The sequence below is a fragment of the Pseudomonas congelans genome (genome assembly GCF_900103225.1).
Taxonomy (GTDB): Bacteria; Pseudomonadota; Gammaproteobacteria; order Pseudomonadales; family Pseudomonadaceae; genus Aquipseudomonas; species Aquipseudomonas congelans.
On the sequence record NZ_FNJH01000004.1, the window covers coordinates 361,015 to 378,912 of the forward strand.

General features: G+C 61.7%; 15 protein-coding genes. 12 read left to right on the forward strand and 3 right to left on the reverse strand.

Annotation, left to right across the window (positions count from 1 at the left end; genetic code table 11):
* Window positions 1–27: 27 nt before the first annotated feature.
* Window positions 28–999 (reverse strand): prolyl aminopeptidase, encoded by a 972-nt coding sequence (pip, locus tag BLR20_RS16320; protein ID WP_003365948.1) that lies wholly within the window; start codon window positions 997–999, stop codon window positions 28–30.
* 280 nt (window positions 1,000–1,279) lie between these two features.
* On the opposite strand from pip, the gene BLR20_RS16325 reads away from it, so the two are divergent.
* The 6 genes from BLR20_RS16325 to BLR20_RS16350 all read left to right on the forward strand — a co-directional run bounded on the left by BLR20_RS16325 (window position 1,280) and on the right by BLR20_RS16350 (window position 10,462).
* Window positions 1,280–3,730, forward strand: coding sequence for a glycogen/starch/alpha-glucan phosphorylase (locus BLR20_RS16325; RefSeq protein ID WP_054994455.1), 2,451 nt, complete (start codon window positions 1,280–1,282; stop codon window positions 3,728–3,730).
* 308 nt (window positions 3,731–4,038) lie between these two features.
* A complete protein-coding gene (locus BLR20_RS16330; protein ID WP_054994454.1) occupies window positions 4,039–6,852 on the forward strand; it encodes a DUF2339 domain-containing protein in 2,814 nt (937 codons plus the stop codon).
* A gap of 26 nt (window positions 6,853–6,878) precedes the next feature.
* Window positions 6,879–8,228 carry a DUF3999 domain-containing protein gene (locus BLR20_RS16335; RefSeq protein WP_054994453.1) on the forward strand — a complete coding sequence of 450 codons (1,350 nt, stop codon included), beginning with the start codon at window positions 6,879–6,881 and terminating at the stop codon, window positions 8,226–8,228.
* Between the two features lie 135 nt (window positions 8,229–8,363).
* Window positions 8,364–9,374 carry a class 1 fructose-bisphosphatase gene (locus BLR20_RS16340; RefSeq protein ID WP_010436010.1) on the forward strand — a complete coding sequence of 337 codons (1,011 nt, stop codon included), beginning with the start codon at window positions 8,364–8,366 and terminating at the stop codon, window positions 9,372–9,374.
* 251 nt (window positions 9,375–9,625) lie between these two features.
* Window positions 9,626–9,880: an outer membrane protein assembly factor BamE domain-containing protein gene (bamE, locus tag BLR20_RS16345; protein WP_003403102.1), complete on the forward strand. Its 255-nt coding sequence runs from the start codon at window positions 9,626–9,628 to the stop codon at window positions 9,878–9,880.
* Window positions 9,881–9,883: 3 nt separating this feature from the next.
* A complete protein-coding gene (locus tag BLR20_RS16350; RefSeq protein ID WP_054994452.1) occupies window positions 9,884–10,462 on the forward strand; it encodes a lipocalin family protein in 579 nt (192 codons plus the stop codon).
* Window positions 10,463–10,642: 180 nt separating this feature from the next.
* On the opposite strand, the gene BLR20_RS16355 is transcribed toward BLR20_RS16350, so the two are convergent.
* Window positions 10,643–12,007, reverse strand: a complete 1,365-nt coding sequence (locus tag BLR20_RS16355; protein ID WP_054994451.1) for a formimidoylglutamate deiminase — start codon at window positions 12,005–12,007, stop codon at window positions 10,643–10,645.
* 204 nt (window positions 12,008–12,211) lie between these two features.
* Between BLR20_RS16355 and hutC the strand changes: the two genes are divergently transcribed.
* The 6 genes from hutC to BLR20_RS16385 all read left to right on the forward strand — a co-directional run bounded on the left by hutC (window position 12,212) and on the right by BLR20_RS16385 (window position 16,752).
* On the forward strand, window positions 12,212–12,922 hold the full coding sequence (hutC, locus tag BLR20_RS16360) for a histidine utilization repressor (protein WP_162235685.1): 711 nt from the start codon (window positions 12,212–12,214) through the stop codon (window positions 12,920–12,922).
* The gene (locus tag BLR20_RS16365; RefSeq protein ID WP_054994450.1) at window positions 12,919–13,515 is read left to right on the forward strand and encodes a HutD/Ves family protein; all 597 of its coding nucleotides are present in this window, start codon (window positions 12,919–12,921) and stop codon (window positions 13,513–13,515) included. The genes hutC and BLR20_RS16365 overlap by 4 nt, the downstream gene beginning before the upstream one ends.
* 48 nt (window positions 13,516–13,563) lie before the next feature.
* Complete coding sequence (gene nhaA / locus BLR20_RS16370) at window positions 13,564–14,739, forward strand: Na+/H+ antiporter NhaA (RefSeq protein ID WP_054994449.1); 1,176 nt, start codon at window positions 13,564–13,566, stop codon at window positions 14,737–14,739.
* Between the two features lie 105 nt (window positions 14,740–14,844).
* Window positions 14,845–15,378, forward strand: coding sequence for a DUF3455 domain-containing protein (locus BLR20_RS16375; RefSeq protein ID WP_054994448.1), 534 nt, complete (start codon window positions 14,845–14,847; stop codon window positions 15,376–15,378).
* 103 nt (window positions 15,379–15,481) lie between these two features.
* Window positions 15,482–16,048, forward strand: coding sequence for a sigma-70 family RNA polymerase sigma factor (locus BLR20_RS16380; RefSeq protein ID WP_010429785.1), 567 nt, complete (start codon window positions 15,482–15,484; stop codon window positions 16,046–16,048).
* Window positions 16,045–16,752 (forward strand): anti-sigma factor, encoded by a 708-nt coding sequence (locus BLR20_RS16385; protein ID WP_054994447.1) that lies wholly within the window; start codon window positions 16,045–16,047, stop codon window positions 16,750–16,752. The genes BLR20_RS16380 and BLR20_RS16385 overlap by 4 nt, the downstream gene beginning before the upstream one ends.
* An 11-nt stretch (window positions 16,753–16,763) precedes the next feature.
* On the opposite strand, the gene epsC is transcribed toward BLR20_RS16385, so the two are convergent.
* Complete coding sequence (gene epsC / locus BLR20_RS16390; protein WP_032613592.1) at window positions 16,764–17,717, reverse strand: serine O-acetyltransferase EpsC; 954 nt, start codon at window positions 17,715–17,717, stop codon at window positions 16,764–16,766.
* Between the last annotated feature and the right edge of the window lie 181 nt (window positions 17,718–17,898).

The following is a 17,898-nucleotide window of genomic DNA, read 5'->3' on the forward strand; positions in this document are numbered from 1 at the left end:
GGTTTCAAAACCAATACCGAATGACTGTCACGCCTCTTCGGGCGGCAGGTCGAGCAGGTTGCGCGCAACTTCTGCAGCAGCCCGCACCAGCGCGTCGGCGATACCCGGTTCGGCTGCCGAATGTCCGGCCTCGCGAATCACCTGCAGCTCACTGCCAGGCCAGTTCTGGTGCAGCTCCCACGCATTATCCAGCGGACAGATGACATCGTAACGACCGTGGACGATGATTGCCGGCAGGTGCGCGATCTTCGGCATGTCGCGAATCAGCTGGTTGTCTTCCAGAAAGGCGTTGTTCATGAAGTAGTGGCATTCGATACGCGCGATAGACAGCGCACGGTGCGGCTCGGCGAAGCGATCGACCACTTGTGGATTGGGGCGCAAGGTTGCGCAACGCCCTTCCCAGGTAGACCAGGCCTTGGCGGCGTGCATCTGAGCGATCTGATCCGGACCGGTGAGTCGCTTGTGGAAGGCGGCCAGAATGTTGTCACGCTCGTCCAGCGGGATCGGCGCGACATAATCCTGCCAATAGTCCGGGAACAGTCGGCTGGCGCCCGCCTGATAGAACCAGTCGATTTCCTGCTGACGGGCCAGGAATACGCCACGCAGGATCAGCGCGTGCACGCGATCGGGATGGGTCTGTGCATAGGCCAGGGCGAGGGTCGACCCCCACGAACCGCCGAACAACACCCATTTATCGATCCCGAGGTGCTCGCGAATCGCTTCAAGGTCTTCCACCAGTTTCCAGGTGGTGTTGTTTTCAAGGCTCGCGTGCGGTGTGGAACGCCCGCAGCCGCGCTGGTCGAACGTGACGATGCGATACAGGTTGGGATCGAAATAGCAGCGACTGTGCGCATCGCATCCCGATCCCGGGCCGCCGTGGATGAACACCACCGGCAATCCTTCTGGCGAGCCACTTTCATCGACGTAAAGCACATGCGGTTGTTCCACGGCCAGATCGTGCCGGGCGTAGGGTTTGATCTGCGGGTACAAAGTCTGCATAAGTGCTCCATAAGTCCAGTTCAGAGGCTTCTATCATTCTGCCGTGGGGCATCATAAACCCGAAACGAAGAATCAGCATGCTGCACGTCATTGATCAGGATGGAACGAACGATGCAAGCGTTTTGCCAATTTCAACGGTCCGCGAACCAGAGCTGTTGCGCTGGGTCGAAGCGAGAGCTGCACCGACAATTATTTCTCTTTTTTTCAGGAAATAATTGACGACACGCCTACAGTCTAAGAATCCCGTTTTCCATTCGTCAGACTACTTGAGGTTTTACCGATGTCTCAGGAACCACTTGTTCGTGACGCTGATGTGGCCGCTTTCCGCGCCGCTGTGCTCGCCAAACTCACCTATTCGGTGGGCAAGGACCCCGACCATGCGTTTGAGCATGACTGGTTTGAAGCTGTTGCCCTTGCCGCCCGCGACCATATGGTCGAACACTGGATGGACCATACGCGGCAGATCTATCGCAAGGTTCAGAAGCGCGTTTACTACCTGTCTCTCGAATTCCTGATAGGCAGGCTGCTGTACGACAGCCTCAGCAACCTCGGCCTGCTCGAAGTCGCTCGCGAGGCGCTGACCGAGCTGGGCGTAGACATCGAGCGCATCCGCCTGCTTGAACCGGATGCGGCGCTGGGTAACGGCGGTCTGGGTCGTCTGGCCGCGTGCTTCATGGAAAGCATGTCGACCCTGGGCATCGCGGGTCACGGTTACGGCATTCGTTACGAGCACGGCCTGTTTCGTCAGGGCATCGTCGATGGCTGGCAGCAGGAGCAGACCGAGAACTGGCTGGACTTCGGTAACCCATGGGAATTCGAACGCCCTGAGGTGGTGTACTCCATCGGCTTCGGCGGCAGTGTCGACACTGTCCCGACCGACGCCGGCGACTCGCGCCAGGTGTGGCGTCCGGGCGAGACCGTTCGGGCCATCGCCTATGACACCCCGGTGGTGGGCTGGCGCGGCAAGAGCGTCAACACGCTGCGCTTGTGGCGCGCCCGTGCAGTAGAAGACCTGCACCTGGAACGCTTCAATGCCGGCGACCACTTCGGCGCGGTTGCCGAAGTGGTGCGCGCAGAAAGTATTTCCCGCGTGCTTTACCCGAACGATGCGACCGAAGCGGGTCAGGAACTGCGCCTGCGTCAGGAATACTTTTTCGTTTCCGCGTCGCTGCAGGACTTGCTGCGCCGCCATCTGAACCAGCACGCCACGCTGACGGACCTGTCCGAGCACGCGGCGATCCAGATGAACGATACGCACCCCTCGATCGCCGTGGCCGAGCTGATGCGCCAGTTGATCGATAACCACAACATCCCGTGGGACACCGCCTGGAAAATCACCGTCGGCACGCTTGGCTACACCAACCACACCCTGCTGCCTGAAGCACTGGAAACCTGGTCGGTAGGCCTGATGGAGCGGATGCTGCCGCGCCACATGCAGATCATCTACCTGATCAACGCACAGCACATCGACACACTGCGCGCCAAAGGCGTCGATGACGTCAACGTGCTGCGTGCCGTATCGCTGATCGAAGAAGACAACGGTCGCCGGGTACGCATGGGCAACCTGGCATTCCTAGGCTCGCACAGCGTCAACGGCGTTTCGGCGCTGCACACCCAGCTGATGCGCAAGACCGTGTTCGCCGAGCTGCACAAGATCTATCCGGAACGGATCAACAACAAGACCAACGGCATCACCTTCCGCCGCTGGCTGTTCCAGGCCAACCCGAAGCTGACCGAGATGCTTGTCGAGTCGCTCGGCGAGGATGTTCTGGACAACGCCGAGACGCGCCTCAAGGAGCTCGAGCCGTTCGCCGAGAAGTCGTCGTTCCGCAAGCAGATGGCCGATCAGCGCCTGCACAGCAAACGCGCGCTGGCGGCGATCATTCACGAGCGCCTGGGCATTGCCGTCAACCCTGCCGCGATGTTCGACGTGCAGGTCAAGCGGATTCACGAATACAAACGCCAGTTGCTGAACCTGTTCCACACCGTCGCCCTGTATCAGGCCATTCGGGCCGAGCCGGGTACCGATTGGGTGCCAAGGGTGAAGATCTTCGCCGGCAAGGCGGCGGCCAGCTATCACTCGGCCAAACTGATCATCAAGCTGACCAACGACATCGCGCGGACCGTGAACAACGATCCGACCGTACGCGGTCTGCTGAAAGTGGTGTTCATGCCCAACTACAACGTCAGCCTGGCGGAGAGCATCATTCCGGCGGCCGACCTGTCCGAGCAGATTTCCACCGCAGGCCTGGAGGCATCCGGCACCAGTAACATGAAGTTCGGCCTCAACGGCGCACTGACCATCGGTACGCTGGACGGTGCCAACGTGGAAATGAGCGAGCAGGTCGGGCTTGAGCACATGTTCATCTTCGGCATGTCTTCGCAACAGGTCGAAGCCCGCAAGCAGGCGGGTGAGTTCAGCGCGCATGACGACGTGGCCGCCTCCGGACGTTTGAACGATGTGCTGCAGGCGATCCGTGGCGGTGTGTTTTCGCCGGATGATCCGAACCGTTATGTGGGCCTGATCGATCAGTTGCTGGCGTATGACCGCTTCCTGGTCTGCGCTGACTTCGACTCGTACTGGGCGGCCCAGGCCAAGGTCGAAGAGCGCTGGCACGACTCGAAGGAATGGTGGCGCTCGGCGGTCCTTAACACTGCACGCATGGGCTGGTTCTCCTCGGACCGGACCATCCGCGAGTACGCCGGAGACATCTGGAAGGCGCTGGACTGACCTCAGGGCCTGAACAGACTCAAAAACCCTGTGGGAGCGAGCTTGCTCGCGAAGAGGCCGGTACTGCCTCAGAAAGAAGGCGCTGGAAACAGCGCCTTCTCAAGCAATGCGGACCGCAGCCACGGTCACACCCACACTGATCTGTGTTCTGCTTGTTACTCTGAATCCCACCGGACTTCGCGCAGGTGTAGACACTTGCGCGTTACATAACCAGCCCTGTGTACCGCTCAAAACATTACAAGCGATGTCCGCCAGCCCCTATATACTGCGCCTGATAAACCTTCACACACCGAAAAGGATGTCGTCGCGTGCTTTGGATTTGTCTGGTGGTGGGCGGTGCGCTGTTGGGCTACTCGCTCAGTTATGACGAGTGGGCAGGCACGCTGATTGGTGCTGTCATGGGCTGGGTTTTCTGGGCTGGCATTCGCGTGCGCCTGCTTGGCAGACAATCCGCTGATCAGCTGCAGCAACTGCTCGCAACCCGCGAATCCCTCGATCTCCTTCAGCAGCGCCTCAGTGTACTCGAACGTCAGTCCGCGCCCGGCGTGCCGCCTGCGCAGGACCCTGCACCGCTTCCCCTCGATGCGATCATTGTCGAAGCACCCACCGACGGCCCCGAACTGATCTGGGACCTGCCGGGCGAAGCGCCCCAGGCGGCAACGCCTGTCGAGCCCGCCCCGCAGATACACCAGCCAACCAGGACAGCAAAACCCAATCTGCTGGACAGCGCGATCAATGCCGCAAAAGACTGGCTGCTGGGCGGTAATACAGTGCTGCGCGTGGGTGTCGTGGTGCTGTTCCTCGGCCTGGCGTTTTTGCTGCGCTATGCCACCGAGGGCATGGTCGTGCCGCTTGAAGCGCGCTACGCCGCAGTCGCCGCCAGTGCGCTGGCCCTGCTCGGTCTGGGCTGGTGGCTGCGGATGCGCAACGGCCCTTACGCCCTGATGCTGCAAGGCGCTGGCGTGGGGGTGCTGTACCTGACTGTCTTCGCCGCGATGAAACTGCATACCCTGCTGGACCCGACGCCGGGCTTTGCGCTGCTGGTGGCGATTACCAGCTTTTCAGCCATCCTGGCGCTGACGCAGAATTCACTGGCCCTCGCCTGCGCCGCTGCGCTGGGCGGCTTCGCGGCGCCGTTGCTGGCCTCGACCGGTCAAGGCAGTCATATCTCGCTGTTCAGTTACTTTGCCCTGCTCAATGCGGGCATCATCGCCATCGCCTGGTTCAAAGCCTGGCGCATCCTCAACCTGATCGGCTTCTTCGGCACCTTCGGCATCGGCTTTGCCTGGGGACTCCAGGCCTACACACCCGCCTTGTTCTGGAGCACCGAGCCCTTTCTGGTTGTGTTCTTCCTGATGTATCTGGCGATCGGCCTGCTGTTTGCCCGCCGCAAACTGCTGGAACTGGACAGCGCGCCGCCCGACCACACTCGCGAAGCCATGCTGCGCTGGGCTGCGCGCCAGGGCGATTACGTCGACGGCACGTTGTTGCTTGGCACGCCGATAGTCGGGTTCGGCCTGCAATATGCGCTGGTCGAGCATCTGGAATTCGGCGCTGCGTTCAGCGCGCTTGCGCTCGGCCTGATCTACATGGCGCTGGCACGCTGGCTGGCAGCACGTGCACCAGGCCAAACCGCCCTGCTGATGGAAACCTGCCTGGCGCTGGGCGTGGTGTTTGCCACGCTGGCGATCCCGCTGGGCCTGGGTTCGCAGTGGACGACGAGTGCGTGGGCCGTGGAAGGCGCGGCGATTTTCTGGCTGGGTCTGCGTCAGCAGCGCAGGCTGGCACAGGCTTTCGGCCTGCTGCTGCAACTGGGCGCCAGCGCGATCCTGATCAGCGGCGGCACCGACAGCTCGGGACAAGCCTTTGCCAATGATTACTGGACGCCGATGATCCTGGCGGTCGCAGCCATGGTCAGTGCCTGGTGCGTGTTCCGCCTCGATTCGCTGAGCCTCATCGATCAGCGCACCGCTCGAACGCTGCTGGTCATCTGGGGCGCGTTCTGGTGGATGGTCTCGCTGACCAGCGCTGTGATGCTGCACGCGCCAGAGGCCTATCTGGCTGCAGCGTTTTTGCTAGCCCTAGCACTAAGCGTGGCGCTCTGGGCCGCAATCGCCATCCGTTTGCGCTGGCCGGATCTGGCCGCGCTGTGCAGCGTACTGACGCCACTCAGCGCCGTTTTGCTGATGATCTCGGTGGACCTGCACAACCATCCCGCAGGCCGCCTGGGCTGGCTGGCGTGGCTGGTGGTGTTCGCCGTGCATCTGCTGACCCTGCGCTATCTGACCGGCATGCAATCCATCCTTGCCCGACGCGTCGCTCACACTGTGGGCTGCCTGCTGATCATCACCGTACTGGCACTGGAACTGCGCTTCGGCCTGCTGCAACTGTCCGAACATTACAACGCCTGGCGCTGGCTGGGCTGGGCGATTCTGCCGAGCCTGTTCCTGCTGGCGATGAGCTCGACACGCCAATGGCCGTGGCCGGTCACAGCCTGCCCCGAGGCCTATCATCTCGGTGCCGCTGCGCCGCTGGCAATGTTGATGCTGGCGTGGTTCTGGCTGGCGAATACCTTCAGCGACGGCGCGGCGGATCCGCTGCCGTACATCCCGCTGCTCAACCCGCTGGAAATCGGTTTGCTATTGTCACTGGCAGGTGTCTGCCTGTGGCTGCGCAGGCATGTCGTACGCCTTGGTAACGCAGTCTTGCTGGTGGCTGGCGCGTCGCTGTTCGCGCTGGTCACGGCCATGGTCATGCGCACAGCGCATCATTGGGCTGATGTACCGTGGAACACCGGGGCGCTGCTCGACTCGATGCGCGTCCAGGCCGGGTTGTCGATAGTCTGGACACTGATGGCACTGGCCTTGATGATCGGCGGTCACATGCGCTCCAACCGCCAGCTGTGGCTGGGCGGCGCAGCGTTGATCGGGGTGGTGGTGGTCAAGCTGTTCTTCGTCGAGCTGAGCAATCGCGGCGGCATGGAGCGCATTGTCTCGTTCATCGGTGTTGGCATTTTGCTATTGGTGGTGGGATATTTCGCACCCTTACCGCCGAAACTCTCTGTCACAGAGGTCGGCGAAGAACCCGGCCCAGGCTCGACTGCCGCGCCGGAAACGCTATGAGGAAACCGTTCTTGAGTCATCCTGCCATGAAGATCGCCGTGCTTGGCCTGGCCTTGTGCACGGCGATAACCGCCCTCGCTCAGGACAAACCGGCGGACTTTGCCAGCCAGACGCCCTTGAGCCTGAGAGGCGAAGGGCCGTGGTATCGCATCGAGTTGCCGCTTGCCGTCCAGTTGAATGCGCGGCAAACCGATCTGAGCGATGTACGCGTGTTCAATGCCGAGGGCCAGCCGCAGGCTTACTCGATCAGGCCACGCCAGCCCGCGCCCGAACAGGAGCCAGCGCCGATCGAGGTCAACTGGTTCGCCCTGTACAGCACACAGGAGGCAGGCGACGCCGCGCCGGTCATCCGTATCGAACGCTCCAGCAACGGCAGCGTGATCGAGGTCCAGCCACAAAGCGATATCGAAGCGGGCGAAGAAGTGCTGCGCGGCTGGCTGCTGGACACCAGCGCAATCAAGGCGCCGCTGGAACAGTTGGTCATCGACTGGAGCACCGAGCGGGAGGGCTTCCAGAATTTCAGCATCGAAGCCAGTGACGACCTGCAGCACTGGCGCAACTGGGGCGAAGGCCAGGTTGCACGGCTGTCGTTTGCCGACGAAGTGGTCGAACAGCGTGAAGTCGGCCTGCCCGGCCAGAGCGCCCGCTATCTGCGCCTGCTGTGGCGCTCCCCGCACAGTGCGCCGCTGCTGATCTCTGCACACCTGCTGAGTGCCAGCAGCGACACTCCAGCCACGCCGCTGACCTGGTCGCCACCGGTCAAGGGCAGCGTCGAAAGCCCCAACGAGTATGTCTGGCAACTGCCGACCGGCTTGCCGATAGGCCGCGTCAAGGTCGACATTACCCAGCCCAACAGCCTGGCACCGGCGACACTATACGGCCGGCTCGATGCCGGGCAGCCCTGGCAGCCGATCAGCAGCGGCCTGCTGTATCGGTTGTCGCAGAACAACAGCGACGTCTTGCAGGACCAGCTGCAACTGTCCGGGCGCATCGTTCAGCAGCTCAAGCTGGTGGTGGATGATCGCGGCGGCGGACTGGGCAGTGAAGCGCCGCAGTTGAGTGTGGCCGTGCCAGCCACGGAGGTGGTGTTCCTGGCACGCGGTAACGGGCCATTCACCCTGGCAATCGGCAACCCGACGGTCAAGGCTGCAAACCTGTCGCTGGCCACCCTGATTCCTGATCTGAGTCCGGAAAAACTCGCCACCCTTGGCACAGCGAGCCCAGCAACGGCCAGCGTGGCCAACATGGCGGCGGCGCCGATGGTCGTGTCACAAGGCACCGACTTCAAACGCCTGGGGCTATGGGCCGTGTTGCTGCTTGGCGTGGTGTTCCTCGGCTGGATGGCGTTCAGCACGCTGCGCGCTGCAAAACGCTGAAACAGGCGGCCTGTCAGGCGCGGTTCGCCTGACATCTGAACTGAAACAGTCATAAGCCAGTCTCATAGCAGTATTACGTCGCCACTCGCGTTAAACTGCGCGGGTTTTCATACCCCCCTATTTTCGGAGCTATCCATGTCCCGCGTTACACTAAGTCGTTACTTGATTGAGCAGACTCGCAGCAACAACACCCCTGCCGATCTGCGCTTCCTGATCGAAGTTGTGGCGCGCGCATGCAAGGAAATCAGCCACGCCGTCTCCAAAGGCGCGCTGGGCGGCGTACTGGGCAGCATGGGCACCGAAAACGTTCAGGGCGAAGTGCAGAAAAAACTCGACGTGATCTCCAACGAGATTCTGCTCGAAGCCAACGAATGGGGTGGTCACCTGGCCGGCATGGCGTCCGAAGAAATGGACAACGCCTACCAGATCCCGGGCAAATACCCGAAGGGTGCGTACCTCCTGGTTTTCGACCCGCTGGACGGCTCGTCGAACATCGACATCAACGCACCGGTCGGCACGATCTTCTCGGTACTGCGCTGCCCGAACGAATACCTGAGCCAGAACGAAGCGCTGAATGAAAAGGCCTTCCTGCAGCCAGGCACCGAACAGGTCGCCGCCGGTTACGCCATCTACGGTCCGCAAACCATGCTGGTCCTGACCCTCGGCGATGGCGTGAAAGGCTTCACTCTGGACCGCGAGATGGGCAGCTTCGTGCTGACTCACGAAGACATCACCATCCCGGAGTCCACTCAGGAATTCGCGGTCAACATGTCCAACCAGCGTCACTGGGAAGCCCCGGTACAGCGCTACGTGAGCGAGCTGCTGGCCGGTGAAGAAGGTCCGCTGAAGAAGAACTACAACATGCGCTGGGTCGCGGCGATGGTTGCCGACGTACACCGTATCCTGACCCGTGGCGGTCTGTTCATGTACCCGCGCGACAGCCGCGAGCCTTCCAAGCCGGGCAAGCTGCGCCTGATGTACGAAGCCAACCCGATGTCTTTCCTGGTCGAACAGGCTGGCGGCGCGTCCACTGACGGTCACCAGCGCATTCTCGACATTCAGCCCGAAGGCCTGCACCAGCGCGTAGCGGTGTACCTGGGTTCCAAGGAAGAAGTCGAGCGCGCCACCGCGTATCACAAGGCGTAAGACGTCTTCTGCACCGGTGGTGATGGGGCCATGCCCGATCACCACCGAGTGAGCCAATGCTCGGAAAAACGAGCAGTCCGCCATTGCGCCAGCCCCTTCTGCGGGCCAACTGTCTGATCCACGGCACAAATCCTTGCGCCGTCCGGGAACCAGATTGCCTTTTTCTCTTCTAAGCTTGCGGTACTGCGCCAGCGCCAGACTGCCCCGGCTTGCACTGCGACGCGACCCCCTTCCGTTCAGGAGCTACATCCATGTCCTTGCGTTCTGTCGCGTTACTCTCGTTCTGCGTCCTGCTGGCTGCCTGCAGCAAGATCACTCAGGAAAACTATTCCAAACTGTCCGCTGGCATGCCCAAGGCTCAAGTCGAGTCGTTGCTCGGCAGCCCGACCGAATGCTCCGGTGCGCTGGGCATGTCGAGCTGCACCTGGGGCGACCAGAACACCTTTATCAGCGTGCAGTATGCGGCGGACAAGGTTGTACTGTTCTCGGGTCAGGGTCTGAAATAAAACATGATCAAGGTACTGGTACGTTTTGGAATTTTTGTCATGGCCAGCTTCCTGGCCATTGGTTTTGCCCACTCGGCTGACAACCTCGAACCAAAGACTGTCGACAGCGTTGACTTCAAGCAGTATCAGGGCACCTGGTACGAGATCGCCCGGCTGCCGATGTTCTTCCAGCGCAAGTGTGCTCAGTCCGAGGCGCGTTACACGCTCAAGGATGACGGCAACATCGCGGTGACCAACCGCTGCCGTACGATTGAAGGCAAGTGGGAAGAAGCCACCGGGACCGCCTCGCCGCAGGTTCCGGGCAAGACCGACAAGCTGTGGGTCGTGTTCGACAACTGGTTCTCACGCCTGCTGCCGAGCGTTGCCAAGGGTGATTACTGGATCCTGGACGTCAGCGAAGGCTACCGGACCGCCGTCGTCGGCAACCCGGATCGCAAGTACCTTTGGCTTTTGTCGCGGACACCGACCGTGTCTGCATCGGTCAGGGAAGACATGCTGAGCAAGGCCCGCCAGCAAGGCTACGACACCTCACGCCTGATCTGGCGCGAGGATGACTCGAAGATCGGCCAGGGCGAGAAGTAACCGAATCGGGATTCTGGCTAAGCCCGGTAGGAGCGAACTTGTTCGCGAAGACGGTCGTTCGAACGATAAATTTCAGAACGCTTTCCGGCCCCTTCGCGAACAAGTTCGCTCCCACGGCCTTCGGCCAGAATCAGAAGCGGACTCTTGGATAACGCCGAGTGCTCTGCGTCCTCTCTTGCATCAGCCCAGCAACTCCCTCAACACCTGCGCGAATTCGCGGTTGCTTTGTTCTTCTGCGGCGTGTCGCCCTTCACGTATGACCCATCGCCCGTTGACCGCCACGTCGCGGATCTGCCGGTCGCTGCCGGCGAACAGCCAGCGGTTGAGGATGGCGTCATCCGAGGCCGTGGCGATGTACGGGTCGTTGCCATCCAGCACCAGCCAGTCGGCGCGTTGCCCCACTTGCAGCGTGCCAATCTGCTGCCCCAACGCCTGGGCGCCACCGGCGAGTGCAGCGTCGTATAGCGTGCGGCCGACCATGGGCTGATCGCTGCGATACAGCCGGTTGCGGCGCTGATCGCGCAGACGCTGGCCGTACTCCAGCCAGCGCAGTTCTTCGACCACGCTGAGCGAGACGTGACTGTCCGAACCGATCCCCCAGCGACCACCCTGAGCAATGTAGTCCACCGCCGGAAAGATCCCGTCGCCGAGGTTGGCTTCAGTGGTCAGACACAGCCCGGCCACCGCGCCGCTTTGCGCCATCAAGGCCACTTCATCCGCCTCGGCATGGGTCGCATGGACCAGGCACCAGCGGTTATCCACAGGGGCATTTTCGTACAGCCACTGCAGCGGGCGTCGACCGCTCCAGCTCAGGCAGTCATCGACTTCCTTCTGCTGCTCCGCGATATGAATGTGCACCGGACACTGCCGGTCGCTGGCCGCCAGCACCTCACTGATCTGCTGCGGCGTCACAGCACGCAGCGAGTGAAAACACAGCCCCAGCTGCTGCGCGGGCTGAGCCGCCAGAACCGGACGCAGACGAGCCTGCACATCCAGATAGCTGTCGGTGCTGTGGATAAAACGCCGCTGGCCCTCGTTGGGCGCCTGCCCGCCAAAGCCGGAATGGCTGTACAGCACCGGCAGCAAGGTCAGACCGATCCCCACCGAACCGGCCGCCTGGCTGATCTGCAAAGCGAGCTCGGCAGGGTCGGCATAAGGCTTGCCATCGCGGTCCTGATGCACGTAATGGAATTCGGCAACCGAGGTGTAGCCACCCTTGAGCATCTCGATGTACAGCTGGCGAGCGATGACGCCCAACTGCTGCGGGCTGATGCGCCCTACCAGACGATACATGAGGTCGCGCCAGGTCCAGAAACTGTCGTTGGGGTTGCCCGCCACTTCCGCCAGCCCGGCCATTGCACGCTGGAAGGCGTGAGAGTGCAGGTTGGGCATGCCAGGCAGCAGAGGCCCGCCGACTTTCTCGGCGCCCTGCTGATCGGCATCGGCCTCGACGCGGGTCAAAATGCCGTCCTGGCTGACCTCCAGACGCACGTTGCTGGCCCAGCCGTCGGAGAGTAACGCGCGCTCGGCAAAGAAGGCTGACATTGACTTCACACCTCATCACTGTAATTTGTATATACATATACAGACGTTTAAGCGACCGGTAAACCTTCTGCACGCTTGCCGAGCCGCAGGTTAATGGTTAGCGTGAGCGCTTTGCAGCGCCTGAATGCTCTCAAAAACACCGTCTCGAACAACAAGGATTCCCACGTGTCGACTCCGCCCGCCGCTTCTTCCCTGGCAGCCCAGATGGGCGAAAGTCCCGCACCCTTGTACGCCCGCGTGAAACAGATGATCGCCTTGCAGATCCAGAACGGCACTTGGCCGCCGCACCATCGTGTGCCGTCGGAAAGCGAACTGGTGACGCAACTGGGCTTCAGCCGCATGACCATAAACCGGGCACTGCGTGAGCTGACGGCCGAGGGCCTGCTGGTGCGCATGCAGGGCGTCGGCACTTTTGTCGCCGAGCCCAAGAGCCAGTCGGCGCTGTTCGAAGTGCACAACATTGCAGACGAGATTGCTGCGCGCGGCCATCGCCACACCTGCAAGGTCATGGTCCTCAAGGAGGAAGCCGCCGGCTCCGAGCGCGCCCTGGCGCTGGACATGCGCGAAGGGCAGCGGGTCTTCCACTCGCTGATCGTGCATTACGAGAACGACATCCCGGTGCAGATCGAGGACCGCTTCGTGAACGCCCAGGTCGCGCCCGACTACCTCCGGCAGGACTTCACCCTGCAGACGCCTTATGCCTACCTATCGCAGGTTGCGCCGCTCACCGAAGGCGAGCATGTGGTCGAGGCGATTCTCGCCGAAGCCGATGAATGCAAGCTGTTGCAGATCGAGGCGGGAGAACCCTGCCTGCTGATTCGCCGCCGTACCTGGTCGGGCCGTCAGCCGGTCACCGCTGCGCGGCTGATCCACCCCGGCTCCCGTCATCGCCTGGAAGGACGCTTTACCAAATGAACCAGACCCGCATTTTGCGCGCCGCCGACTACCCGCGCATGCCATGGAAGAACGGCGCTGGCAGCACTGAAGAGATCGCTCGCGACGCAGGCCAGGAGCTGGACGGTTTCGGCTGGCGGCTGTCGATTGCCGACATCGAAACCTCGGGCGGCTTTTCAGTGTTCGCCGGTTATCAGCGCATCATCACCGTCTTGCAGGGCGCGGGTATGACGCTGGACGTGGATGGCCTCGACAGTCGCCCGCTGCTGCCATCGGACCCGTTTGCATTCAGCGGTGACAGCCAGGTCAATTGCACCTTGCTGGACGGGCCGATTCGCGATTTCAACCTGATCTATGCGCCACACCGTTACACTGCACGTCTGCACTGGATAGACGTGCGTCACCCGCAACGCCTGTTCAGTTCAGCCAGCACCCTCGTGCTGTTCAGCATGGCCGAGCAAGTGGCGATCAGCGTCGACAGCCAGCCTTGGGAAATCCTCGGCAAACACGATTGTGCTCAGGTCGACAACGCTGGCGGTCTGCTGGAAGTCGAACTGCAATCACCTGGCGCCAGCCGTTGCTGCCTGATCGAGCTTACTGCCACAGGCCAGTAAGCGCATCGCTGCCACCTGATATCAACAGCTTTTCGTTCAAGGACGACCATGACTCAAGTTCCGAACCGGGAAACGCCCAGAGGCATTGCCATCCTCGCCGGCTTCCTCGCCTCCGAATCAGCCGGCGGCATCGTGTTGATGGGCGCTGCACTGGCGGCATTGATTGTTGCCAACTCGCCTCTTTCTGCCGGTTACTTCTCGATCCTGCACAGCGTCTGGCTGGGCCTCTCGGTCGAGCTGTGGATCAACGACGGGCTGATGGCGATCTTCTTCCTGATGGTCGGCCTGGAGATCAAACGTGAAGTCCTCGCCGGTGGTCTGGCGACCTGGGGGCAACGTGCCCTGCCCGGCTTTGCAGCCGCGGGCGGCATGCTGGTGCCTGCGCTGATCTACATCGCGATCAATTGGGGCAATCCGCAGACCCTGAGCGGCTGGGCGATCCCGGCGGCCACCGACATCGCCTTCGCCCTCGGTGTACTGTCGCTGCTCGGCAATCGAGTGCCGACCTCGCTGAAGGTCTTTCTGGCCGCACTGGCGATCCTTGACGATCTGGGTGCTGTGACGATCATCGCCTTCTTCTACAGCTCCGGTATGAACCTGCCGATGCTGGCCGCCGCCTTTGTGACACTGGCGGTGCTGATCGTCATGAACCGTTTGAACGTGCGCCGCTTACTGCCCTATCTGCTGCTCGGCGCGCTGCTGTGGTTCTTCGTCCTGCAGTCGGGTGTGCATGCCACGCTGGCCGGTGTCGCGCTGGCGCTGTGCATACCAATGGGCAAGCCCGAGGAGGAAGCCCGCTCACCACTGCTGTTTCTTGAAGAAAAGATGCACTCCTGGGTGGCCTTCGCCGTGGTGCCGATCTTTGGTTTTGCCAATGCCGGCGTGTCGCTGTCCGGCATTACCCTGGGCAATCTGGTCGATCCTGTGCCGCTGGGCGTTGCGCTGGGCCTGTTCTTGGGCAAGCAGATCGGCGTGTTTCTCGCCGCTGTACTGGCCATACGGGCCGGGCTGGCGGTATTGCCGGAGGGCAGCAACTGGGTGCAACTGTACGGCGTGGCGATTCTGTGCGGCATCGGTTTCACTATGAGCCTGTTCATCGGCAACCTGGCGTTCCCCGGCTCGCAACACCTGATCGACGAGGTAAAAGTCGGCGTACTGATCGGCTCGGGGCTGGCCGCGATTGCCGGAATTGTGCTGCTGCGCAGCCGTTTCAGCCGGTCCTGAAAAAATATTTTCAAATCACTGCATCCAGATGGGTTTCTCGCGGGTAGTACATTCAGCAGCCACTTCGAGTTGCTGAGCGCGGTCAAACCTTCTGGAGATTTCTGCATGAACGCAAAACGCTTGCTCTGCCTTGCTGGTACCACTCTGGCCTTCACTTGCCTGTCGTCCGTGGCCATGGCTCAGACCGACCTCCCCGAAAGCGTCCGAGTGCCGGCCGGCAACAAGGTCAGCCTGCAAACCACCGGGGTTGGCGAGATCACCTACGAGTGCCGCGCCAAGGCCAACATGCCGAGCGAAATGGAGTGGGCGTTCGTCGGCCCCAAAGCGGTGCTCAACGACAAGAGCGGCAAGCAGGTCGGCACCTACTACGGCCCGCCTGCTACCTGGGAAGCCAAAGACGGTTCCAAAATAACCGGCACTCAGGTTGCGGTGGCCCCTTCGAGCGCTGGCAACCTGCCGTACCAGCTGGTCAAGGCCAACCCGGCTGAAGGCAAGGGCGCAATGACCGGCGTGACCTACATTCAGCGTGTGGCATTGAAAGGCGGCGTTGCCCCGGCCAAAGCATGCGCAGAGAGCAACAAGGGTGCGAAGGAAGTGGTCAAGTATCAGGCCGACTACCTGTTCTGGACCGCAAGCTGATAGCCATCACTAACCGGGTGACCGCGCGCCAGTGAGCTATGCTGCTGCGCGGGAGCCTCGTGATGTCAACGAGGCAGTAGTCTTCCATTGATGGCGGATCATTTTGTCCTCGCACGAATCTCTCTTTGATTACGAAGCCACGTTGCAGGCCTGCGCTCGCGGTGAAAAGCAGGCCTTGCAGCGTCTCTATCAACAGGAAAGCGCCCGACTGCTCGGCGTCGCTCAGCGATTGGTGCATGATCGCGCGCTGGCCGAAGACATCGTGCATGACGCGTTCCTGAAAATCTGGTCCCACGCGGCGAGCTTCGATGCCTCACGCGGTTCGGCACGTGGCTGGGTATTCAGCGTGACCCGCCACCTGGCGCTCAACACGTTGCGCAATACGGCTCGCGAGGTGCGTGTCGAAGACGACGGCAGTGAAGATCATCATCAACAGGCGACACTGGAAGGCTGGCAGGAAATCGGCGATGCCTTCGATTGGCGGGTCAATCCAGGACGGATTACTTCATGCATGGAGCAACTGGAACCAGTAAGACGCAACTGTATTTTTCACGCTTACGTAGACGGTTATTCGCATCAGGAAATCGCGCAGAAAATTGGCGCGCCATTGGGTACGGTCAAAGCCTGGATCAAGCGCAGCCTGAAGGCTTTGCGGGAGTGCATGGGATGACCCGGCCTTTAGACGACAACATTCACGAGCTGGCTGGCGAGTATGTACTCGGCACCCTCTCGGGGCAAAAGCGGCTCGACGTACAGCGTCGCCTGTCGCGCGAGCCCGATCTGCAGGCCGCCGTCGATGCCTGGGAGCAGCGGCTGCTGCCCCTGACCGAACTGGCCGAACCGGTGACGCCCTCTCCTGGCCTGTGGGATCGCATCGAACGTAGCCTGCTGGACATGACCACGCCTGCCAGCACGCCGCAAAGACCGCGCGTTCGCTGGTGGGACAGCCTGTCGATCTGGCGCGGTCTCGCCGGGGCAGGCTTGGCTGCCTCGCTGGTGCTGGGCATGACGCTGCTGACCCGCGCACCGGCGCAACCGTCTTATCTGGTGGTTCTCGTAGGACCGCAGGACAAGGCTCCCGGCTGGGTGGTGCAGGCCAGTAACTCGCAGGAGATACAGCTTATCCCGCTGGGTGTGTTCGAGGTGCCGAACGACAAGGCGCTGGAGTTCTGGACCAAGGGTGACGACTGGCAAGGCCCGGTTTCGCTTGGCCTGGTCAAACCGGGAGAGAGCCTGCATGTGCCGCTGGATAAACTGCCGCCGCTGCAACCCAACCAGTTGTTCGAGCTGACACTGGAAAAATCCACCGGCTCGCCAATCGGCAAACCCACCGGGCCGATTCAGTTCATCGGCCGGGCGGTGAAGGTCATCTGACGCGCAGCAGCCTACTTGCGGCTGCAGTCGTCCTGCTGCAGCAGGTTGGCCTGGGTCAGGTTGCAGTCTGCCGGTACGCTGCGCGTCAGCCAGACATTGCCGCCGATGGTCGAACCCTTACCGATGGTGATACGGCCCAGAATCGTCGCGCCAGCGTAGATCACCACGTCGTCTTCAACGATTGGATGACGTGCATGGCCTTTCTGCAACTGGCCGTCCTCGTCCGCCGGGAAGCGCTTGGCGCCCAGGGTCACGGCCTGATAGATCCGCACCCGCTCGCCGATGATCGCGGTTTCGCCAATCACCACGCCTGTTCCGTGATCGATAAAGAAGCTCGGGCCGATCTGCGCGCCCGGATGAATATCGATACCGGTCGCAGAATGGGCGATCTCCGAGCTGATACGCGCCAGCAACGGCAAACCGGCGCGATACAGATAATGCGCCAGCCGATGGTGGATCACCGCCAGTATGCCGGGATAGCACAGCAGCACTTCATCGACACTGCGCGCCGCAGGATCGCCGTGATAGGCGGCCAGCACGTCGGTGTCCAGCAACAGCCGAATACCCGGCAGTGCCATGGCGAAACCCTGGATCAGCTCGAGCGCTCGCGCATCGATGCTCTTCAGGTCAGCGCCCTGCTGATGGGCCACGTAGCGCAACTCAAGCCGGGCCTGGGCCAGCAAAGCGTTGAGCGCCACATCCAGCGTATGGCCGACATAGAAGTCCTCGCTTTCCTCGCGCAAGTCCACCGGGCCGAGGCGCATCGGGAACAGTGCACCGCTCAAGGCCTCTAGAATCTCGCCCATGGCCGCACGCGAAGGCAGTTCACGTCCACCGTGCTCACCGCTCACCCGCCTGTTGCGAGCCCGCCAGTCTTCACGCGCGCTGCGCAACTGGCTGACGATCCGCTGCAACTGCCAGTGGCTGGAGCGGCCATCGGCGGACGCTTCTGGAATATCGCTCACGCTTGACTCTCCTTGATGTGAAGGGTGGCGGCCGACAGTGCTGGCCGCTGCTATGGCCACTCTACGGCAAACATTCAGACGAAAAAAACAACAATTTCTGTCGGAATACGCGAAGGGAGCCGGGCGCACAGATAAGTTGCCGTGCGAGAAACGTCTGCCTATAGTCCGGTGACTCTTTACA

Bases quoted from the DNA above. Each gene is read 5' to 3' on its own strand.
- pip (WP_003365948.1), bottom strand. From the start codon at position 999: ATGCAGACTTTGTACCCGCAGATCAAACCCTACGCCCGGCACGATCTG.
- BLR20_RS16325 (WP_054994455.1), top strand. From the start codon at position 1,280: ATGTCTCAGGAACCACTTGTTCGTGACGCTGATGTGGCCGCTTTCCGC.
- BLR20_RS16335 (WP_054994453.1), top strand. From the start codon at position 6,879: ATGAAGATCGCCGTGCTTGGCCTGGCCTTGTGCACGGCGATAACCGCC.
- BLR20_RS16340 (WP_010436010.1), top strand. From the start codon at position 8,364: ATGTCCCGCGTTACACTAAGTCGTTACTTGATTGAGCAGACTCGCAGC.
- bamE (WP_003403102.1), top strand. From the start codon at position 9,626: ATGTCCTTGCGTTCTGTCGCGTTACTCTCGTTCTGCGTCCTGCTGGCT.
- BLR20_RS16350 (WP_054994452.1), top strand. From the start codon at position 9,884: ATGATCAAGGTACTGGTACGTTTTGGAATTTTTGTCATGGCCAGCTTC.
- BLR20_RS16355 (WP_054994451.1), bottom strand. From the start codon at position 12,007: ATGTCAGCCTTCTTTGCCGAGCGCGCGTTACTCTCCGACGGCTGGGCC.
- hutC (WP_162235685.1), top strand. From the start codon at position 12,212: ATGGGCGAAAGTCCCGCACCCTTGTACGCCCGCGTGAAACAGATGATC.
- BLR20_RS16365 (WP_054994450.1), top strand. From the start codon at position 12,919: ATGAACCAGACCCGCATTTTGCGCGCCGCCGACTACCCGCGCATGCCA.
- nhaA (WP_054994449.1), top strand. From the start codon at position 13,564: ATGACTCAAGTTCCGAACCGGGAAACGCCCAGAGGCATTGCCATCCTC.
- BLR20_RS16375 (WP_054994448.1), top strand. From the start codon at position 14,845: ATGAACGCAAAACGCTTGCTCTGCCTTGCTGGTACCACTCTGGCCTTC.
- BLR20_RS16385 (WP_054994447.1), top strand. From the start codon at position 16,045: ATGACCCGGCCTTTAGACGACAACATTCACGAGCTGGCTGGCGAGTAT.